The sequence below is a fragment of the Salipaludibacillus aurantiacus genome, from assembly GCF_900111295.1.
Classification (GTDB): domain Bacteria; phylum Bacillota; class Bacilli; order Bacillales; family Salisediminibacteriaceae; genus Salipaludibacillus; species Salipaludibacillus aurantiacus.
The window spans coordinates 23,743-39,753 of the sequence record NZ_FOGT01000011.1; the positions used below are offsets into that span (position 1 = coordinate 23,743).

Annotated in this window: 15 protein-coding genes; 7 read left to right on the top strand and 8 right to left on the bottom strand. The window is 43.0% G+C overall.

Annotation, left to right across the window (positions count from 1 at the left end):
- Positions 1 to 223 precede the first annotated feature (223 nt).
- The 3 genes from htpX to BMW59_RS13780 all read right to left on the bottom strand — a co-directional run bounded on the left by htpX (position 224) and on the right by BMW59_RS13780 (position 3,476).
- Positions 224 to 1,138, bottom strand: coding sequence for a protease HtpX (htpX, locus tag BMW59_RS13770; protein WP_093053316.1), 915 nt, complete (start codon positions 1,136 to 1,138; stop codon positions 224 to 226).
- A gap of 160 nt (positions 1,139 to 1,298) precedes the next feature.
- Positions 1,299 to 2,945, bottom strand: a complete 1,647-nt coding sequence (locus tag BMW59_RS13775) for an AMP-binding protein (RefSeq protein WP_093053319.1) — start codon at positions 2,943 to 2,945, stop codon at positions 1,299 to 1,301.
- Positions 2,946 to 3,263: 318 nt separating this feature from the next.
- Positions 3,264 to 3,476: a hypothetical protein gene (locus BMW59_RS13780; protein WP_093053322.1), complete on the bottom strand. Its 213-nt coding sequence runs from the start codon at positions 3,474 to 3,476 to the stop codon at positions 3,264 to 3,266.
- A 149-nt stretch (positions 3,477 to 3,625) separates the two neighbouring features.
- Between BMW59_RS13780 and BMW59_RS13785 the strand changes: the two genes are divergently transcribed.
- Entirely contained in the window at positions 3,626 to 4,996 is a 1,371-nt protein-coding gene (locus tag BMW59_RS13785; RefSeq protein ID WP_093053326.1) for a hypothetical protein, read from the top strand.
- Between the two features lie 84 nt (positions 4,997 to 5,080).
- On the opposite strand, the gene BMW59_RS13790 is transcribed toward BMW59_RS13785, so the two are convergent.
- From BMW59_RS13790 to gdhA, 3 genes are all read right to left on the bottom strand, one after another.
- Positions 5,081 to 5,386 carry a spore coat protein gene (locus tag BMW59_RS13790; RefSeq protein ID WP_093053329.1) on the bottom strand — a complete coding sequence of 102 codons (306 nt, stop codon included), beginning with the start codon at positions 5,384 to 5,386 and terminating at the stop codon, positions 5,081 to 5,083.
- 13 nt (positions 5,387 to 5,399) lie between these two features.
- On the bottom strand, positions 5,400 to 5,600 hold the full coding sequence (locus BMW59_RS13795) for a hypothetical protein (RefSeq protein ID WP_093053333.1): 201 nt from the start codon (positions 5,598 to 5,600) through the stop codon (positions 5,400 to 5,402).
- Between the two features lie 274 nt (positions 5,601 to 5,874).
- Positions 5,875 to 7,257 carry an NADP-specific glutamate dehydrogenase gene (gene gdhA / locus BMW59_RS13800; protein ID WP_093053336.1) on the bottom strand — a complete coding sequence of 461 codons (1,383 nt, stop codon included), beginning with the start codon at positions 7,255 to 7,257 and terminating at the stop codon, positions 5,875 to 5,877.
- A 168-nt stretch (positions 7,258 to 7,425) separates the two neighbouring features.
- Between gdhA and gltC the strand changes: the two genes are divergently transcribed.
- From gltC to BMW59_RS13815, 3 genes are all read left to right on the top strand, one after another.
- A complete protein-coding gene (gene gltC, locus BMW59_RS13805; RefSeq protein ID WP_093053339.1) occupies positions 7,426 to 8,331 on the top strand; it encodes a glutamate biosynthesis transcriptional regulator GltC in 906 nt (301 codons plus the stop codon).
- Between the two features lie 135 nt (positions 8,332 to 8,466).
- Positions 8,467 to 9,249, top strand: a complete 783-nt coding sequence (locus BMW59_RS13810) for an alpha/beta fold hydrolase (RefSeq protein ID WP_093053342.1) — start codon at positions 8,467 to 8,469, stop codon at positions 9,247 to 9,249.
- 119 nt (positions 9,250 to 9,368) lie between these two features.
- A complete protein-coding gene (locus BMW59_RS13815) occupies positions 9,369 to 9,923 on the top strand; it encodes a general stress protein (protein WP_093053345.1) in 555 nt (184 codons plus the stop codon).
- A gap of 248 nt (positions 9,924 to 10,171) precedes the next feature.
- On the opposite strand, the gene BMW59_RS13820 is transcribed toward BMW59_RS13815, so the two are convergent.
- Entirely contained in the window at positions 10,172 to 11,266 is a 1,095-nt protein-coding gene (locus BMW59_RS13820; protein WP_093053348.1) for a M20 family metallopeptidase, read from the bottom strand.
- A 184-nt stretch (positions 11,267 to 11,450) separates the two neighbouring features.
- The gene (locus tag BMW59_RS13825; RefSeq protein ID WP_093053351.1) at positions 11,451 to 12,503 is read right to left on the bottom strand and encodes an ATP-grasp domain-containing protein; all 1,053 of its coding nucleotides are present in this window, start codon (positions 12,501 to 12,503) and stop codon (positions 11,451 to 11,453) included.
- A 411-nt stretch (positions 12,504 to 12,914) separates the two neighbouring features.
- Between BMW59_RS13825 and BMW59_RS13830 the strand changes: the two genes are divergently transcribed.
- From BMW59_RS13830 to BMW59_RS13840, 3 genes are all read left to right on the top strand, one after another.
- On the top strand, positions 12,915 to 13,286 hold the full coding sequence (locus tag BMW59_RS13830; protein WP_093053354.1) for a DUF2512 family protein: 372 nt from the start codon (positions 12,915 to 12,917) through the stop codon (positions 13,284 to 13,286).
- 404 nt (positions 13,287 to 13,690) lie between these two features.
- Positions 13,691 to 14,578 carry a helix-turn-helix domain-containing protein gene (locus BMW59_RS13835; RefSeq protein WP_177174353.1) on the top strand — a complete coding sequence of 296 codons (888 nt, stop codon included), beginning with the start codon at positions 13,691 to 13,693 and terminating at the stop codon, positions 14,576 to 14,578.
- Between the two features lie 286 nt (positions 14,579 to 14,864).
- On the top strand, positions 14,865 to 15,965 hold the full coding sequence (locus tag BMW59_RS13840) for a S8 family peptidase (protein WP_093053360.1): 1,101 nt from the start codon (positions 14,865 to 14,867) through the stop codon (positions 15,963 to 15,965).
- The last annotated feature ends 46 nt before the right edge of the window (positions 15,966 to 16,011 follow it).

Sequence of the window (16,011 nt, forward strand, 5' to 3'; positions counted from 1 at the left end):
CCCCTGAGAGTATTATTCGTTTTTACATTCTTTCCAAAGCTCCTTAAATTATACAATGTGGGGACAAGTTTATAGGTGACTTAAATGGAGAATTTTGGGGTTATGCGGAAATACTGGAAAGGAAATAAAGGAAAAGGCAGCAACTTGTCCGCTAAACGGCGAGACCGCCAAATCATTTACTATTCTTTTAATAAAAAAACCGCGCCAGGCGCGGTTTTTCTATTTATCTCTGTTCCAATCGGGCAATTCGTTCTTCCAAATCAGGGTGAGAAGAGAAAAGTTTCGCCATCCCGCTTTTTCCGTTAATTTTCATTGTCTGTACGGCTGAATCATCCGTACGGTCGTTCACTGTAGCACGCTCTACATGGGCTTTCAAAGAACGTAGCGCGTGAGCCATTTTATCACGGCCGGCTAAGTCCGCGCCGCCGCGGTCCGCGTGAAATTCACGGTATCGTGAGAAGGCCATAACAACCAGGCTCCCGAGAATTGAGAAGAGGATCTGAAAAATAATAATGGCCGCAAACCGGACAACTACCTCTAATTCAGAGCGCACTAAGCGCGAGACAAGGATCGCTGCAATCCGGGAGAAAAATACGACAAAAGTATTAACGACACCTTGCAAAAGCGTCATTGTAACCATATCACCATTTGAAACGTGGGCCACTTCGTGAGCAATGACACCTTCAACAGCGTCATCGTCCATATTGTTCAACAGTCCTTGTGACACAGCAACAAGGGAGCGTTTTTTAGTCGGGCCAGTTGCAAAGGCATTAACCTCACCAGACTGGTATATCCCAACTTCAGGCATGTGAGCGAGGCCTGCAGCCCTGGACAGGCGGTGTACTTTTTCAACCACGGAACGTTCCTGGGCTGAGAGCGGACCATCCGGGTCCAGAACTTTTACTTTCATCATTTTCTTGGCCATCCACCTGGACATCGCAAGTGAAATGAAAGAACCTAAAAAGCCGACTAGTAAACTGAATAACATAAGCGACGCATAATCAATACCTAACCCTGGGCCGCCTGTATCAAACGTGCCTCCGAGATCTGTAAAATGCGTAATAGCTGACCATACAATAATGATCGTGGTCATTACTAAAATATTTGTTAATAAGAAAAATAAAAATCGTTTCCCCATTCCTACGCCTCCATTTTCATAATATCCTTATACATTTTAACATGAAATTCGTGTTGTGCCATCTGATTTGTTTGAATTGCAGGACAGGCGCAGCTGCACACAAAGAAGCACTGCCATAATACCGAAACTAGCGGCTGGCAGTGCTTCTGTACAGGGGATGTTACTGACGAACCTTTTCTTTATACGCAATAGATTGTTCTCTTAATTTGAACTTCTGTATTTTCCCCGAAGCCGTCATCGGGTACTCTTCACAGAAAGCGATATATTTAGGAATTTTGTAGCTCGCAATTTTCCCTTTGCAATATTCCCTGATTTCCTCCTCTGTCACATCCTCCCCTTCTCTAAGGCGAATCCAGGCAACAACTTCTTCGCCATATTTTTCATCCGGCACTCCAACGATCTGGACATCCAGTATCTTCGGGTGGGAATAGAAAAACTCTTCTATCTCCCTCGGATAAATATTTTCTCCGCCGCGGATTATCATGTCCTTAAGCCGCCCGGTAATCTTAAAGTAACCGCTTTCATCCATGACCGCAAGATCACCGGTATAAAGCCAGCCCTCCTCGTCTATGGCCCGTTCCGTTTCTTCTTCGTTATTATAATAGCCTTTCATTACGTGGTATCCCCGTGTGATTAACTCACCCTGCTCTCCTGGCGGCACTTCTTCGTTCGTCCCTGGTTTAACTACTTTCGCTTCGACATTTGGGAGGACTTTCCCCACAGTGGAAACGCGCACTTCTATTGGATCATCCGTTTTTGTCTGGGTAATCACCGGAGACGATTCTGTCTGACCGTAGGCAATGGTAATTTCTGAAGCGCCCATCTTATTGACGACTGCCTTCATCACTTCAATCGGACAATTCGATCCCGCCATAATGCCTGTTCTTAAAGAGGACAAGTCATACTTTTCAAAATCAGGGTCGTTTAATTCTGCAATAAACATTGTAGGGACTCCGTGGAGAGCGGTACACTTTTCTTTTTCCACAGCAGTCAGCACGTCTTTCACATTAAACTCCTGAACAGGGACGATGGTCGCTCCAACGTTAACACATGCAAGTATGCCGAGAACGCAGCCAAAACAATGGAAGAACGGCACAGGAATACACATTCTGTCCTGGCTGGTCAGTTTCATGCTTTCTGCAATATTTAAGCCGTTATTTACGATATTATTATGAGTGAGCATGACCCCTTTAGGAAATCCGGTCGTACCAGACGTATACTGCATATTGATCGTGTCGTCAGGATCCAGGCTGTTCATTCGCTCATTCAGCTGGCTGTCGGTTACCTGGCCTTTCATCCCTAAAATATCACCCCAGCTGTAAGTGCCCGGATAACGGTTTTCCCCCAGTACAATCACATTTTTAAGTTTTGGGAGCCGTTTTGACTGCAGTTTTCCAGGTTCGGACGTTTTCAGTTCCGGGACGATTTCATAGAGCATGTCAATGTATGAGGCGTCGCGGTACTGCTCCATAAGTATAAAAGTAGAGGTGTCTGACTGTCTTAGTAAGTATTCAAGTTCAGCTGTCCGGTAACTCGTATTTACGGTGACCAGGACTGCTCCCATTTTCCCGGTGGCAAACTGGCTGGTAATCCATTCAGGACGGTTCGTCGCCCATATTGCTGTATGATCTCCGGCTTCCAAACCAAGGGCCATAAGCCCCTTCGCTGCATCTCTGCATAAATTGTCAAACTGACTGTACGTCAGACGCAGCCCTCTGTCCGGATAAACCACTGCCTCATGATCAGGCTGTTCTTTTGCCACATCTTCCAGTAATTTCCCTACTGTCACATGCTTAAGTTCCGCCAACACAATTTCCCCCTTCTAAAGGTAATGGAATGTTCTTCAGCCATTCTCCTCTTCTGACTGAGCACTCGTTCACATAGGACATTCACATTTATTATATTCTAAATATTTAGATATTTAAAGGGGGTCCTTTGGTTTATTTGCAGTTTACAAGCACCCAGAGCAGCGCGTTAAAGCGCGAGGGGACAGACCCCTCTTGGAACTGCTCAACTTCCTTTATAGTACTTTTCATACTCATTACCGGCTGCGCGCCGCGTCTTTACCATTTTGGTTCTGCAAAGACACGGCTTTAAGGTGCCAGGAGGTTTACACTGTAGGCATTCAGACGACAGGCCTCCCGTTATTATCACGGTCAGCAGAATCCACAGGCTCATCATCCTGCCGCCCTTTTTCAAGCCTCATTTTTTCCAGTTCAAGACGCTTTTCTTCCACCCGCAGTTCACGCTCTTTAAGCCTGTATTTTTTCTTATTTTCGTATGCTGAGTAAAGGTAGTACATAGCTACTATTAAAACTATAAAAAACCAGAAATCCATCGCTCTCTCCGCCCCTTCCTGTGTCTATTTACCCCATTATTATATCATTACTCTGTTCAATTAGAGAGACAATCTTCCCGCCTTCTATTTCTTTTATTATATGATAAGGTAAAGGATGGAATTAAGATTAAGAGGAAAAGAGGGTTTTAATGAAAAACAAGTTTTACGACCGCCTGTATGTTTTTTATTCCGGCGTTCTTTTTGTTTATATATTAAATCTGTTTCTCGGGTTTGACTGGTTAGCTTATATCATTGGCCTTTCAGCTGTTGCCATGATTGCGGTCTCGTTTCCAAAAGCATCAAACCTGTTTAAAATCCTTGGTAGTGCTTTTATTGTGTCAGGTCTGGCTATGTTTTTTTCAGCTGGCCTGGATGTTTCCCGGATACCATTGTTTTTAACTTCCAATATGCCCCTTCTGGCGTTTCTAACCTTGCTGCCCTGGATTAACAGTGTTGTTCATGTAGGAAAATATGATCAGCAAATTAAAGGAATGATGAAGGAAAATGCCGATAACCTCGGCAGCCTTTATTACCGGAGCCTCGGAACGACTTATATTCTAATGACTTTTCTTAATTTATCGGCCGTTAATTTATCGCAGGATGTATTAATGAAAAGCATGAAGAACGTCAACAAGGCGCTGCGCGACAATTTTATCAGCAAAACTACCGTCAGAGCGTTTTCTTTAGCCCTGATCTGGAGCCCTATGGAAATTATGGTGGCCATTACTGTCGATGCTACGGGAATCAGTTACTTAGTTTATTTACCCTGGCTTCTGGCTATTTCCTTAATAACTTTGACAATCGACGCACTGATCGGCAGGCAGCGCTTTAAGAACATTCCTATTGAACCGGCAGATACCAGTAACGGTCCCCCAGTTTCTGCCGGAAAAATTCTGGTGCAGATATTTAAATTATTCATAGCACTCATCCTGTTTTTAATATCTGTGCTTACAGTCAGCCACCTGTTCGGGCTCAATTTCATACTTGCTGTTACGCTTGTCATTCTGCCTTTTTCTTCCCTTTGGGCTATTTTTATTAAAAGATGGCATATGTTTAAAGTTTACGGCTTCGAAGTGTGGAAGGCACGGACTAACCATATGCAGAACTTCATTATTCTTTTTATTTCACTCGCTTTTTTTACGAATAGTTTGAACGAAACAGCTGCCCTCGGATATGTTCAGCGTCCGTTTATGTTATTTAATGATCAGCCGGCAGTTATTTTAATCCTTATTTTTCTCACTTATTTGCTAATGGCAATGATTGGAGTCCACCCAATCGGTACGATAGCCATCCTGCTGGAGGTGCTCACTCCATTATTTGATGTCTTTAACCCGGCCGGTATTGGGCTTGTACTCATAGTAGGGGCTCTCGCTACTGCCAGTTCGGGGACTTACGGCGTAACCGTGACCATGACTTCCATGAATACCGGACAGAACCCTTACCGAATTACGCTGAGAAACCTGCCGTTCACCCTTCTGTTCGGCACAATCGGAATCCTTGTCGCTATGCTGCTCATTTAGTGATAATTTCACACAGGGGTCAGACCCCTGTCGAAAATTCGGTAAAAAACCCCCGCATAGCTGCAGGGGGGGGCCGGTTCATTCTTATTTATTGTCTTCAGGCATCTCCAGTGCGAGATCAGCCTTTTTAAGATCATGGTCAATTTGCTCTTTAATGTCATAAGCATGGTACATTTCTTTTTCAATCATGTAAGTAGCAATTTTGTGGTGGGCGTCTATCGCCTCCTCCATCTGCTTCTTAAGTGTTTTATGAATTTCCGGGCTTGCTGTTTCAGTGATGGCCACCGCATAGCTTCTGACCGCTGCTTTCGCAGACACAAGAAGATCTGTAGCAATCACTTCATCGTTGATTAACTCTTTATTATTTATCTTATCGAGAATGCTGGACAATTTATTCGCCTCCTTATTTAGATTCTTCAAGAATACCTTTTAACTCTTCGACCGCTTTCTGTGAAAGCTTTACGTCTTCTATTAACAAATCTTTCAGTTCTTTATCGACTGCAAGACCTTGCATCATGGATGACTTAGCTGCACAAGCAGACTTAATAGTCATGATTTCGTGAACTTCCAGTACTTCGTGAGTCGCATAATCGTTATTTGCCACGTGGGCACCTCCTTTTAATTTATCGTATATCTCTCAGTACCACTTATTTTCCAAAACTAAAACTTAAATGGTCAAAAGAGTAAATATTACCCAATTTATTCATATGAGGTTTAATTCTGTTCAAAGTGTCCTGTAACCCTTGCCTGCACACCGTCTGTTGTGAAAATTCACATAGGGGTCTGACCCCTATGTGAATTTTCACTTATCTCCCCGTGCAGCCCTTCTTCCGCCGCCAAAAAAGACTGCCCGTGAAGGCAGTCTTTTTAAGGTTATATTAAATTACTCCTTGCATGATCATCGTATCGGCTACTTTGATAAAGCCTGCGATATTCGCGCCTACTACCAGATTTCCCGGTGCATCATATTCTTCCGCCGCTTTCATGCTTTCAAGGTAAATATTTTTCATAATTTCCTGAAGCTTGGCATCCACTTCTTCAAAAGACCAGGAAAGCCTCGCACTGTTTTGTGCCATTTCCAATGCTGAAACAGACACGCCCCCGGCGTTAGCTGCTTTACCTGGGGCAAACAGTACCCCTTCACTTTGAAAGATTTCAACCGCTTCATGAGTGGAAGGCATATTGGCTCCTTCTCCTACCGCTTTCACGCCATTGGCAACTAATATTTTTGCAGCCATCTTATCCAGTTCATTCTGTGTCGCGCACGGTAATGCAATATCACAAGGCTGAGACCAGATACCTGCACAGTCTTCGAAATAATGCGCGTCCGGGTGTTCCTTCACATACTCGCTGATTCGTTTGTTTTCTACTTCCTTCAAACGTTTAACTGTTGAAAGGTCAATTCCGTTCTTATCGTAGATATACCCGCCTGAATCACTGCAAGCTACCACTGTGGCGCCTAATTCCATAGCTTTCTCCATCGCGTAGATCGACACGTTGCCTGAGCCTGAAACTGTCACTGTACTGCCTTTAAAGCTAAACCCTTTATCTTTTAACATTTCTTCAACAAAATAAACCGTTCCGTATCCTGTTGCTTCTTTTCGGGCAAGGCTTCCTCCAGAATCAATGCTTTTTCCTGTCAGCACACCTGCTTCGTAGCCGCCCCGCATTTTCTTATACTGTCCGAACATATAGCCGATTTCCCTTGCGCCCACACCAATATCACCAGCAGGCACGTCGATATCCGGACCTATATGTGTACTCAGTTCAGACATAAAGCTCTGTGTGAACCGCATGATTTCAAGATCTGATTTCCCTTTAGGATCAAAATCAGAACCGCCTTTCCCCCCGCCGATCGGCTGGCCTGTCAGGGAATTCTTAAAAATCTGTTCAAAACCGAGGAATTTAATAATGCTAGCATTTACAGACGGATGAAATCTCAGCCCGCCTTTATAAGGACCGATCGCGCTGTTGTACTGCACACGAAACCCCCGGTTAACCTGAACCTTGCCATGGTCGTCCACCCACGGCACGCGGAAAGAAATAATTCTTTCCGGTTCAACAATTCTTTCGAGAATAGCCTGTTTCCTGTAGGCCGGATTTTTTGCCAGCGCAGGTACTAATGAATCAAATACTTCTTTTACAGCCTGATGAAACTCGCTCTCATGCGGGTTCCGTTTTTTTACTGTTTCATAGACTTCATTTACATATTCCAAGGCTTCCTGAGTCTGTTCTTGTGTCGTCCTGTCTAATGCTTTCATGTTCCTCACTCCCCAAAGAGGTAAAATTTATTAAAAAACACCCTATTTTCCGGATAATGTTAGATTTTCTACTATTCAGTATTTTATAATTAAACAAATGATCTAATCAATATCAAGAATAGATAATTTCAATGCCTTTTTGAGATGATATAAAAAAGGAGGCTCCAAATGGAACTCAGACAAATGAAATATTTTATGGAAGTCGCCACAAGAGAACATATGACAGAAGCTGCCCATAACCTTCATGTCGCCCAGTCAGCTGTAAGCAGACAAATCGTTAATCTGGAAAATGAATTAGGGGTTGATCTGTTTATCCGGGAAGGACGCCGGGTGAAATTAACCCCTATAGGCAAAATATTTCTTGAAAGAATCTCTCATGCCATGAATGTGATTGATGATGCGACCCGGGAAGTTAAAGAGTACCTGGATCCTGAAAAAGGAACTGTACGTGTAGCTTTCCCTATCAGCCTGGCAGCTCATACACTGCCGACAGCTATTTCCTCTTTCAGAATGTATTATCCGGACGCTAAATTCCAGCTGAAACAAGCGCTGTATAACGATTTAATCGACGGGGTGATTAACGGGGATTTCAATATGGCCCTAATCGGCCCGGTGCCTATGGAAGAGAAAAAGGTAAAGCGCAAAATATTATTTACTGAAAATGTGGTCGCCCTTTTACCCATTCATCATCCTTTGGCAGACCGCTCTTCCCTGAGGCTTCGTGACTTAAAAGACGATCCTTTCGTCCTGCTCCCCGAAGGATTTGTTTTTAGAGACATTGTTATGAATGCCTGTAAAGAACTTGGCTTTACGCCTCATGTCGCCTTTGAAGGAGATGATATAGACGCATTAAAGGGGCTCGTCGCAGCCGGACTGGGAGTGACGCTGATGCCCGAAGTAACGCTCGTTGACAGCCTTTCCCGGTCCACTGTAAAAATTCCGCTAATAGAACCTAACGTCACACGGACTGTCGGGGTTATTACACCTAATGAACGTGTCCTGCTGCCCACCGAAGAATTATTTTATAACTTTCTCCAAAAATTCTTTTCCCGCCTCACTGAGTTTAAAGAATAACATTCGACAAAGGGGGTCAGACCCCTGTCGAATTATGTTTATGCGTTTAGAAGCTGCAGGGACAGGTAAATTCCATAATGAACCCTGAACCGCTATTAAGTAAGGGATTAATCTAATTATTGAGGAGAGAGTCTGATGCCTTATTTCCAGTCTGACGGTGTCTCACTGTATTATGAATCGACAGGCGAGGGGCCTCCAATTATTTTTATTTGCCCGCCTGCCATGGGCGGTGCCACTTTTTTTGAGCAGCAGAAACAGCTTAAGAACCATTTTCAGGTCATAACCTTTGACCCGAGAGGAAACGGGAAGAGCAGTGACGGTAAAACCGGTGATTATACTATTTACGACTGGACGGAAGATGTTTTAGCTCTGGCAGATCATTTAAAACTTGAGAAAGTGATTACGTGCGGTTATTCTATGGGCGGCCTTCCGGCACAGGAATTTGCCATTTCTTACCCTGAACGGACGGCAGGCCTCATTTTAATCAGCAGTTTTTCAGAGGTCAGCACTTTTTCTTTATCCTCAAAAATTAAAGCCGGTGAAATGGTCGGGCATTCTGACCTTTTAGAATTATTAGCTGCCGGATTGTCTGTGTCCCATACTGGTTTAGGGTCAAAAAAGCATAAGAAGAAAATATTTAAATCCGTCAACTCGTCCAATTCCCTCCTTACCAAAAAGCTTTACCGGAATGGAAGACATTACAGATCCACTGAGCGCCTTTCCAGTATTCAGTGCCCGGTAGCTCTCATTTACGGGAATTTGGATTTCCTCATCCTACCTTATCAAAGGTTATTTGAAAAACGGCTCGCTCATCCTCTAAGCATTAAAATAAAAGGCGTTGCCCATCAGGTGCCTACTCAGTCTGCTTATGAAGTAAACAGTGTGATCCGCAGCCTGAAAAACACCATGGCTCATTAATCACCATATTTTTACAAATCTATGAAAATGTGGTTTTTTTCAAAAAAAGATTTAGCATCTCCCTTTCATGGGAACCTCCTCTATATAGATGATTTATTATTTTTATAGGAGGTATAGACATGGAAAAAAAGATTATTGGCGGCGTATTTAAAGAACAGCAGGAAGCTGTAGATGTGATCGAACAACTGGAGAAAAATGGTTTTGACCGTAAAGACATTTCCGTTTTTGCTAAAGGCGATGACGCTGACGAGGTTGACGATCATACAGACATCGATGTTGCTGACAACGATGACAATAACCGGGGCAAAAATGCAGGGAAAGGTGTCGGGATCGGAGCAGGAACAGGTGCCGTGCTTGGCGGTGCTGCAGGTCTTGGCTTATTAGCTATCCCTGGTGCAGGTCCTATAATGGCTGCAGGTCCAATAGCAGCTGCAGTTGAAGGGGGCGTCATTGGTGCCGGCGGCGGCGGAATTGTTGGTGCGCTAACTGGTGCCGGAATCCCTGAGGAAGAAGCTAAGGAGTACGAAAAATATATTAATGACGGTCATATTGTTGTTCTTGTGGAGGCAAATGAAGACCAGCAGACAAATGTGTATTCCACATTCAGAGACCACAATACCGTAAATTCCCATATGTATCCTGGTCACGATGACATGGATAAAGGCAGCGTGTAAAAATCAAGAGGCTTTTCAAAGCCCATTATATAAAGAAGAGGCCATCGATCAGCTTTTGATGGCCTCTTTTTTTATGAATGAAACGATTGACAGGAGAACTGGGATTTAATTGAAACTCCAGCTATCTTTCCGACAGCATACGCATTAGACATTAATCTCCCCAACCCTCCTAAGGACTGACCAAGTAATAAAAAAGCTGCCCTTCACCATTGAGTGATTTCAAGGACAGCCTGTTTCCACTGCGTATTTTAGTTGTTTTCCATCCTCTCTTTACTGCACGACTGCACGAAATCTGATATAACGTGCTGGTACTGTCTTACAGATTCTATATAAACCATTTCTTTCTCACCGTGCCAGTCACCGCCAACCGGTCCGAACTCCACTGCAGCTCCTCCATACTTTGTAAAGAACTGGCCGTCATTCGATCCATGCTGGCCATATATATTTATAGTCTCCAGCTGTGTTTTGTTCTGCAAGGACTTAACCAGCCCCTCCACATAAGGATTATCTTCTTTCGTCGTTACCGGCCTGTTAGTAATATGCACGCTGACTTTCCCGTCAGTAGTTATATCTTCAATCTGTTTGATAATTTCATCTGGTGATTGCTCAGGCAAATAACGGATATCCAGTGACATGCGACACTTTTCCGGTACCTTATTGTAAACCGTGCCTCCATTTAATTTTGCCAGATTAATAGACGGTTTATTGAACATAGGCTGAGCCGTTTCCTGGGCAAAAGGCAGTTCGAGGATTCTTTCATAAAGATCCATTGCTTTAATAATCGCGTTTTTACCTTCCCAAGGCCGGCTCCCGTGAGCAGGCTTCCCGTATATTTCAAAATCCAGCTGAACAACACCTTTTGACTGGATAGCAATACCGAGGTTGGTCGGTTCACCACATATAATAAAATCTCCTAAATATCCTTGTTCTGTCAGATATTTTGTGCCGTTGGCTCCTCCAGTTTCCTCATCAGGAACGACCTGAAGCATCACACGGCACGGAAGGTCAGTGTCTTTAAGCTCAATCATGGTTTCCATCATAGCGGCAGCGCCTGCTTTCATATCTACTGCGCCACGTCCATAAAGTTTTCCGTCCAGTTCAAATGGTCTGAACTGATCTTCTTCTCCTTCTACAACATCGACATGAGCATTAAACACAATGGTGTTCTCGCCTTTCCCAATCTCGGAAACTAACATATGATAACCGTTATTTCTAAGGCTTTTAACTTCCAGACCCCGGTCTGCCAGCCATTTTTCACAATAATTTACCGCTTCATTTGCGCCTTCTTTAGTCGAACTGTCAATTTTAATTAAGTCTTCTAATAAAGGGATCGGGTCACCCATTTTTACCCTCCTAGCTGATATGATAGTTTAATTCTAACTGTCTCAAATACTTTTACCGGGAAGCTAATAACATAAACATTCAAAGTTAGAAAGTTTAAGGTCACTGACCAGTCAGGGCAATCCCGGGAATTTACTTTAACAAAAAAAGTTGTCCGGTTTACCGCCGGACAATCTCAGACACTTTCTAAATATCAGAATAGTCGTGTCTTTTCTTCTCTTCATCGATGTGCACGACGACATCATGGCGGGCAAGTTCACAATCCGGCTTCTCTTCAAGCCAGTCACCCTTCACTTCACGTCCGGCAATAAGGGCGATAATGGCTGCAGGAATATCAGCACCTGCCTGATGAGAGAAGGCGTAGCCACCGCCAAAACGCGGGTTGATATCTATCACGTAGTAATCTTTTCCATCAAAGTAAACGTCTGTATTAATATATCCTGCATGGCCCAGGTTTTCTCCCATTTTCCGGGCAATGTCATTTAATTCCTGATCATGGACTGTAATACATCTGTCTACGTCACCAGCTCTCATTTCAAGCTGTTTTCTGACAAAAGAAGCCATAAACCTGCCGTCTAAATCATTAAACAAATCCAGGCTGAATTTATCTCCTTCCACAACCTCCTGAATGATCACATTATCTTCAGGATTTTTATACGTCACATCGTTTAGCGGCGTACCTTTAATCTGCTTTACAGCATTATTATAAGCGAGCTTCATTTCTTCATGGTCTTCTGCAATATCTACTCCGATTGAAGCTGAGCCGTTACGAGGTTTAATAATTAATGGAAAATTAACTTCTCCGCTTTCCAACGCTTTCTCAGCATCTTCATAATCAATATACGAACGGGGCGCTTTAACCTCAAAGGCTCCCAGAAGCTCACGGTATTTTCCTTTGTCACGGACTTTATCGACCACCTCAGGGTCAGGTACAAACATAGACACGCCTAAATCCTTAAATTCCTTTTTATTATCAGCAAGTTTAGGCACTTCCCAGTCGTTAAGCGGAATAATGCAGTCTACCTCATGCTTTTGACAGATTTTTTTAATTGCTTCAATATAATCAGAATCCGCCTGATGGGGAATGACGTAGCTTATATCCCCCTGCTGGAGTGACGGAGCGTTATAATCAGGGTCCGCAGTGATTACATTACCTCCGACTCCCATTCTTTTTAATGCTTCCTGAAAAAATCCTACAAAATCTATTCTTCTTGCGCTTGATGTTAATAAAATATTCACGGATGTTCCTCCTTGCGTCGATTTATTTTTTCTGTTTCAAAAAACAGGTAATAATCATTTACCCGCAAATGTAGCCATCAATCCCTATATCCAATAATTAGAAATTTGTACTCAGGGAAAATTATTCAGATGAATTTATTATGAAATATCTTTGTAATTAATTTGTTAATCCAACTCCTTATTATGTCCTAAATCGTTTCTCCAGCTACCCCGGTTTATTTATGCGTTTCATTATTGCATCCTGAAAAGAAATATTTATGTGATGTTTAATTATGGTTATTCGAGGAAAAGAGCCCAATATGCGGAGGCTTACTTTTTCTAAACAGTTGTTAAAACGGAGAAGGCAAGCTTCTTTAAGAAAAAAATCAGGAAAAATAAGAAATATGACTTTTTAAAAGGAGGAGATGACGAATGGAACACTTAAATGCGCTTTTGATGAAGGGAGCGATGACCCTGGTCGCCCTGTTGATTGTTTTAACAGCAGGTTTCGGCGTTTCATTTGGCAATGTACTGATCATCACGCTCGTTTTAGGAGCAGTATCGTACTTGATGGGTGATCTCTTTATTCTTCCAAAAAGTAACAATAGGAACGCTACTATAGCCGATGCAGGGGTGACCTTTTTAGTCGTGTGGCTTCTTGCTCTTGCTCTGACAGGAGCAGGTGCAGGCGCTATGGCTGCTGCTGCAGCTATTTCAGCAGGACTGATTGCCCTGGGAGAGTACTTCCTTCATTTCTACATTGCAAGAAAAGTACTTGATACTAACAAACCTTTAACTAACTAATAGGTTATATCAATTGGCTTTACGTCACTTTCATGAAGTCACTTTCTTAAGATCAAAAAAAGGCTGGCCCAAGATAGGCCAGCCTTTTTTGTGAGCTTAATGAGGTTTATCTTTCAACTCCGGTTATTTTTAACCGTGCGTGTATTCAGGAGGAGCCTGAGGTATGACGTCGGCAGCCTGTGCCTGAACAGGGAAAGCAAACAACAAGGTAAATGCAGCAATGAGAATGAGTTTCTTCATAATAACAACTCCTTAAAGATTTTAGACTATTATGACACATTACTTTTATCGCTGTATAGCTCTTCATAGTTAATTTTTAGAAAATTTTGGTTTATTATATTATACACGCTCTTTTTTTCGCGAAGGTTTATTAACATATTAATATTTTTGGAGGTGTCAGCAGCTTGGACTATACATTAGGCAAAAGAATTAAAGACTTGCGGGAGCATTTAAAGATTTCCCAGAAAGAACTGTGTGACGGTATTTGTACTCAAGGTCTTATCAGCAGGATTGAAGGGGACACAGCTACCCCCACTGCCCCGTTGCTGCACCAGATCGCTATCCGGTTGGGAGTCGATTTAAATTATTTTTTTGATGATATATCCCGAAACGGCATTCATTACGTCAAAGAAGCTATCAGCCATATGGATAAACACATACGAGATCATAATTACGGAGAAGTGATGAAAACAATTCAATTTGAAAAAAAGAATCCCCTCTTTAAAAAAAGGCACCTCCAGCAGTATCTCCTCTGGCGGGAGGGAATTTGTATTTTTCATATGGAAAACGACAGTCAAAAAGCTCTTGAACTTCTGGATCGGGCCTTTCACCTGCGCCTCGACAGCAATAAACATCCGATGACAGAAACTGAGATTGATATTCTCGCTTCCAAAGCCATCGTCCACAGCAAAATAAACGAACTTGATTACGCTGCTGACATTTACCGTACATTATTGTCGCAGCTGGAGGCGCTCCCCTTGCTTAAAAAAAACCGCCTGATCATTCGGATTCTGTTCAATGCAAGCCGAAACGCTTATGACCGTAATAATTATATGGAGTCTCTGTTCTATGCAGATAAAGCTATTAAAATTTGTATTGAAGAAGGCCACCTTTATTTGTTAGGCCATCTTCTTTTCCAAAAAGGTTGCTCTCTTTTTAAACATGACCCCTCTCAGAAAGAGAAAAGCCTCCGTCTTTTGAAGGAAGCCTTGTGGATATATGAGTTGAATCCCGTCCCTGAATTTATAAAAGATTTAAATGACGAAATACAGTTTATTGAAAACAGCGGTTAAAAATAACCACAGAGGATAGCCAAAGCTGCCACACGGGCACTTTGGCTTTTTAATTTAAGCTCCCGGATCTCAGGCTGTTGATTTTACCAGAGCCTGTAAAATGTGAAAAATGACTATTATTAATATGTTAATACTCAGTTAAGAAAACAGCCTGTAAATGGCCGCTGGCTCCTTCCAAATCAGTTATAAACCGGCAGTTCGCTCTTATATAAGGTTAGATATAACGGAAAATTTGGACTATTATGTAAATCTATCAAAAACTAATAGATTAAAGGAGGATACAAGAATGCAAAACTGGAGATTAACAGGTTTTATTCTAGGTTTTCTTTTGGCGTTTACATTCGTTTTTTCCAGCTTTACTGTCAGTGCAAACGGCCAGGGGGTCGAGAGGCATGATTACTTAATCGGCTTTAATAATGAGGTTAATGAAAACGTCGTGAAGCAAGCAGGCGGTGAAGTTCTCCATGAATATAAATATATGCCTGTGCTGCATGTGAAAATTCCTGAGAGAGCGGCAAAAGCACTCGAAAACAATCCGAACATTGACTATGTAGAAAAAGATGAGGAAGTGACTGCGACACAATCCGTGCCCTGGGGGATTAGCCATATTAATGCACCTACTGTCCATTCCTGGGGAAATACAGGAAGCGGTGTTAAAGTAGCAGTGCTTGATACAGGGATCGCCACTCATGAAGACTTAAGCATTGCGGGAGGAGTCAGTTATATCACTTCGGAGTCCTCTTATCAGGACTACAATGGCCACGGCACCCACGTTGCCGGAACAGTAGCTGCACTGGACAACAGCTACGGCGTGATTGGTGTGGCACCTTCAATTGACCTTTACGCAGTTAAAGTACTGGACCGCAATGGAAGCGGGTCGCACAGCAGTATTGCAAAAGGTATTGAGTGGACAGTGACTAATAATATGGATATTGCCAATATGAGCTTAGGGGCTCCTACGGGGTCAACAACTCTGCGCCAGGCAGCTGATTATGCAAACAGCCAGGGTGTCCTTTTAATTGCAGCTGCAGGAAATACCGGGACTGCAGGCATCTCATACCCAGCCAGATACAGTTCGGTCATGGCGGTTGGAGCTGTAGATTCCAATAATAACCGTGCCTCTTTTTCCACTTATGGAAACGGACTGGAGATTATGGCACCTGGTGTTTCTGTTTTAAGTACTTATACATCAAACCGTTACGTCCGTCTGAATGGGACATCTATGGCAAGCCCGCACGTGGCCGGAGTGGCTGCTCTAGTGAAAAGTGAGTATCCGTGGGCTTCCAATTCACAGATCAGACAAAGGCTGACCGATACGGCAACCCCGCTTGGCAGCTCATACTATTTCGGCCAAGGTCTCGTTAATGCCTCTCACGCTGCGTATTAATTTTTGAGCACAGGACGAGTTCCCGATAGTTTAGCAGGTTTTTATA